This is a genomic window from Photobacterium sp. OFAV2-7, from assembly GCF_022347985.1.
GTDB lineage: Bacteria > Pseudomonadota > Gammaproteobacteria > Enterobacterales > Vibrionaceae > Photobacterium.
Map to the genome: position 1 here is coordinate 1 of NZ_JAKRFQ010000626.1, position 3,193 is coordinate 3,193.

5 protein-coding genes are annotated in these 3,193 nt (G+C 47.0%); all 5 read left to right on the forward strand.

Going from position 1 to position 3,193, the window contains the following annotated elements; genetic code table 11:
• Window positions 1-360, forward strand: a 360-nt coding sequence (locus MHN01_RS21980; protein ID WP_239413442.1) for a cbb3-type cytochrome c oxidase subunit II, incomplete at its 5' end; no start/stop codon positions are given.
• Between the two features lie 9 nt (window positions 361-369).
• Complete coding sequence (locus MHN01_RS21985; RefSeq protein ID WP_075768022.1) at window positions 370-543, forward strand: CcoQ/FixQ family Cbb3-type cytochrome c oxidase assembly chaperone; 174 nt, start codon at window positions 370-372, stop codon at window positions 541-543.
• A 5-nt stretch (window positions 544-548) separates the two neighbouring features.
• A complete protein-coding gene (gene ccoP / locus MHN01_RS21990; protein ID WP_239413443.1) occupies window positions 549-1,529 on the forward strand; it encodes a cytochrome-c oxidase, cbb3-type subunit III in 981 nt (326 codons plus the stop codon).
• 120 nt (window positions 1,530-1,649) lie between these two features.
• Window positions 1,650-2,141 (forward strand): FixH family protein, encoded by a 492-nt coding sequence (locus MHN01_RS21995; protein WP_239413444.1) that lies wholly within the window; start codon window positions 1,650-1,652, stop codon window positions 2,139-2,141.
• The coding region (locus tag MHN01_RS22000) for a heavy metal translocating P-type ATPase (protein WP_239413445.1) at window positions 2,138-3,193 on the forward strand (1,056 nt) is incomplete at its 3' end. The genes MHN01_RS21995 and MHN01_RS22000, both read left to right, overlap by 4 nt.

Sequence of the window (3,193 nt, forward strand, 5' to 3'; positions counted from 1 at the left end):
TCTGGACACTACTCTGTTGCGGGTGAAAGTGTATGGGAACACCCTTTCCTATGGGGTTCGAAACGTACTGGTCCTGATCTGGCGCGTGTTGGCGGTCGTTATTCTGACGACTGGCACCGTGTCCACCTTCGTGATCCACGTGCAGTAGTTCCTGAGTCAAACATGCCTGCTTTCCCTTGGTTGGAAGAAAACGTGCTTGATGGCAAGTTAACCTCCGACAAGCTAGCTGTTTTCCGTGACATCTTTGGTGTTCCTTACACCGACGAACAAGTTGCGAACGCTGGTGAAGAAGTGAAAGGCAAGACTGAAATGGACGCAATTATTGCTTACCTTCAGTCACTTGGTCACGCAATGAAATAAGGAGGCACAATGGATATTGGAACCATTCATAGCATCTGGACAGTGATCCTGTTCGCAAGCTTTATTGGTATCGTCCTTTGGGCTTACAGTAAACGCCAGAAATCGCGTTTCGAAGAAGCTGCCAATCTTGTATTTGCTGACGAAGAGCAAGATTTGGCAACGCGTGCGAAAGACAGGAGCTAGGAAGCATGACTACATTTTGGAGTCTATGGATTACAATCATCACGCTCGGCACTATCGCTGGTATTGCTGCTATGCTCGTCTGGTGCAGCAAGGACAAGATGGGTGTTGAAGAAGGTGAAGACATGGGTCACGAATACGACGGTATTCGTGAGATCAACAACCCGCTGCCTAAATGGTGGTCCTACATGTTCTGGGGCACCATCATCTTTGGCCTTCTTTACTTATTCCTGTATCCAGGTTTGGGTAACTATAAAGGCTTTTTGGGGTGGCAGAGTTCAAACCAAACGGTTCGTTCTGTTGAAGAATCGAAACTAGCAATTGCTAAGGCTCAGGAAGAGCTGCGTTTGGACCAGTACGCTAAAGAGCTAGACGATGCGCAAGCTAAGTTTGGCGAAACCTTTAAAACATTGGCTTACGACGAGTCTGGTAACAATCTTCGCCCTATTACTGAAATCGCAGCTGATTCAGAAGCGATCAAAGTGGGCCAGCGTCTGTTCATCCAAAACTGTGCCCAGTGTCATGGTTCGGATGCGCGTGGTCAGCTAGGTTACCCTAACCTGACTGATAACGCTTGGCTGTACGGCGGTGAAGCAGAAACTATCAAGACAACCATCATGGAAGGTCGCCAAGGTGTTATGCCAGCTTGGATTGACTCTCTAGGTAAAGATGGTGTCAGAGAAGTCACTACCTATGTACTTGGTATGTCAGGACGTAAAGTCAACGCCAAAGAAGCCGCTGCTGGTAAGCAACGCTTCGTTGTCTGTGCTGCTTGTCACGGCACTGACGGTAAAGGTAACCCTGCATTTGGTGCACCTGACCTAACAGACAATACATGGCTATATGGCGGCTCTCGCCGTGCGGTTGAAGCCACTATTACTCATGGTCGTCTGGGTGTAATGCCAGCATGGAAAGATATTCTAGGTGAAGATAAAGTTCAGCTAATTTCTGCCTATGTCTGGGGTTTGGGTAACGACACCGACAAGTAACAACATGGTTAATACTCGGTTACATATTGATTGAAAAATTAGTAATAAAAACTGAGACATAAGACCAAGCCCCTGTTAATTTCAGGGGCTCTTTCCATCAAAGCTTCAAAGGTAATCATTATGCGTAAACCATGGTATAAGCAGTTTTGGCCTTGGTTCGTTTTCGCCATTCCTGCTATCTCAATAATGTACAGCCTGACAGCTGTTTACATTTTTTCTCAGAATCAAGTCGACCTTGTTGCAGAAGATTATTATAAAAAAGGCAAAGCGATTAATTTAGACCTTTCTCGCCTTCGCGTTGCTGATGCGCTTAATTTGAAAGCATCAGTTAGCGTTGCCGATACCGATATTGTGGTTAATTTTGATAAAGGTGATCTCAAGAGTAACCCTAACTTGCGTGTCACTTTTACGCATCGTACCCTAGCCAATAAAGACTTTACGCAAATGGTCAGTGCCGATTTAAGTGGCGCTTATCGTTTCAACTCCCCTGAGCAACTTGAAGGCCCATGGTTTGTTGAAGTAGAACCATTTGATGGCGACTGGATGTTGCAAGGGCGCGTTAACCTACCGACATCCGACCCGATTTCGTTGTACGGGCAGGTTAAGGAATGACAAAAGATTGTTACCATTGCGGCGACCCTGTTCCACAGGGTTGCCAGCATCAAGTAGAAATACTGGGCGAAACGCGTGACATGTGTTGTCCAGGCTGTGAAGCGGTCGCACAAACTATCGTTGAGAGCGGCCTCACCTCTTATTACGAATTCCGCACGGCACCAGCCGAGAAAGCTGATTTAGTCCCTCAGCAACTTCAATCTCTATTGCTCTATGATCACGAAGAAATTCAGCAAGAATTTGTTCGTGAGTTTGATAACAGTAAAGAAGTTTCCCTCTCACTTGATGGTGTCTCCTGTGCAGCTTGTGCATGGTTGATTGAAAAGCAATTAAAACGAGAGTCCGGTGTTATCTCCATCCGCGTGAACACCACCACTCACCGGGCTTTACTCTCCTGGGATCCAACCCAAGCCAAACTTAGCCACCTTCTTTCTGTGATCCATCAGCTTGGTTATAAAGCTGCCCCTTTTGAAGCTGATGCCCAGGAACAGCAATATCACAGAACAATGAAGAGCTACTTGTATCGACTCGGTATTGCAGGTATTGCCACCATGCAGGTGATGATGTTGGCCGTCGCCCTGTATTTTGAGATATTTGGAGACCTTGACGCGGAATTTAAAAACTACCTTCGTTGGGTTAGCCTGATTTTTGCCACACCTGTTCTTCTGTATTCTGCTTTACCGTTTTACCTCAATGCCTGGCGTAACCTACGCGCCCGGACATTAGGAATGGATGTTCCCGTCTCAATCGCTTTGCTCTTTGCCTATGTTGCCAGCCTTTATGCCACAGTTATGGAAAAAGGCGAGGTGTTCTTCGAGTCAATATCGATGTTCACCTTCTTCTTGCTCTTGGGACGTTTTCTTGAAATGCGTGCACGCCGGCAAGCAGCGGCTGCAAGTGCCAACCTGCTCAAGCTTGTACCGACCATGGCCACACTTGAGGATGGCTCACAGGTTGCAGCAAAAACGCTAAAAGTCGGTGACATAATTACTGTTCTGCCAGGTGAAAGCCTGCCTGCCGACGGTGAGATTATCCGAGGTGAAACAGCTGTC

Coding starts and splice junctions, on each gene's coding strand:
- MHN01_RS21985 (WP_075768022.1), top strand. CDS start 370: ATGGATATTGGAACCATTCATAGCATCTGGACAGTGATCCTGTTCGCA.
- ccoP (WP_239413443.1), top strand. CDS start 549: ATGACTACATTTTGGAGTCTATGGATTACAATCATCACGCTCGGCACT.
- MHN01_RS21995 (WP_239413444.1), top strand. CDS start 1,650: ATGCGTAAACCATGGTATAAGCAGTTTTGGCCTTGGTTCGTTTTCGCC.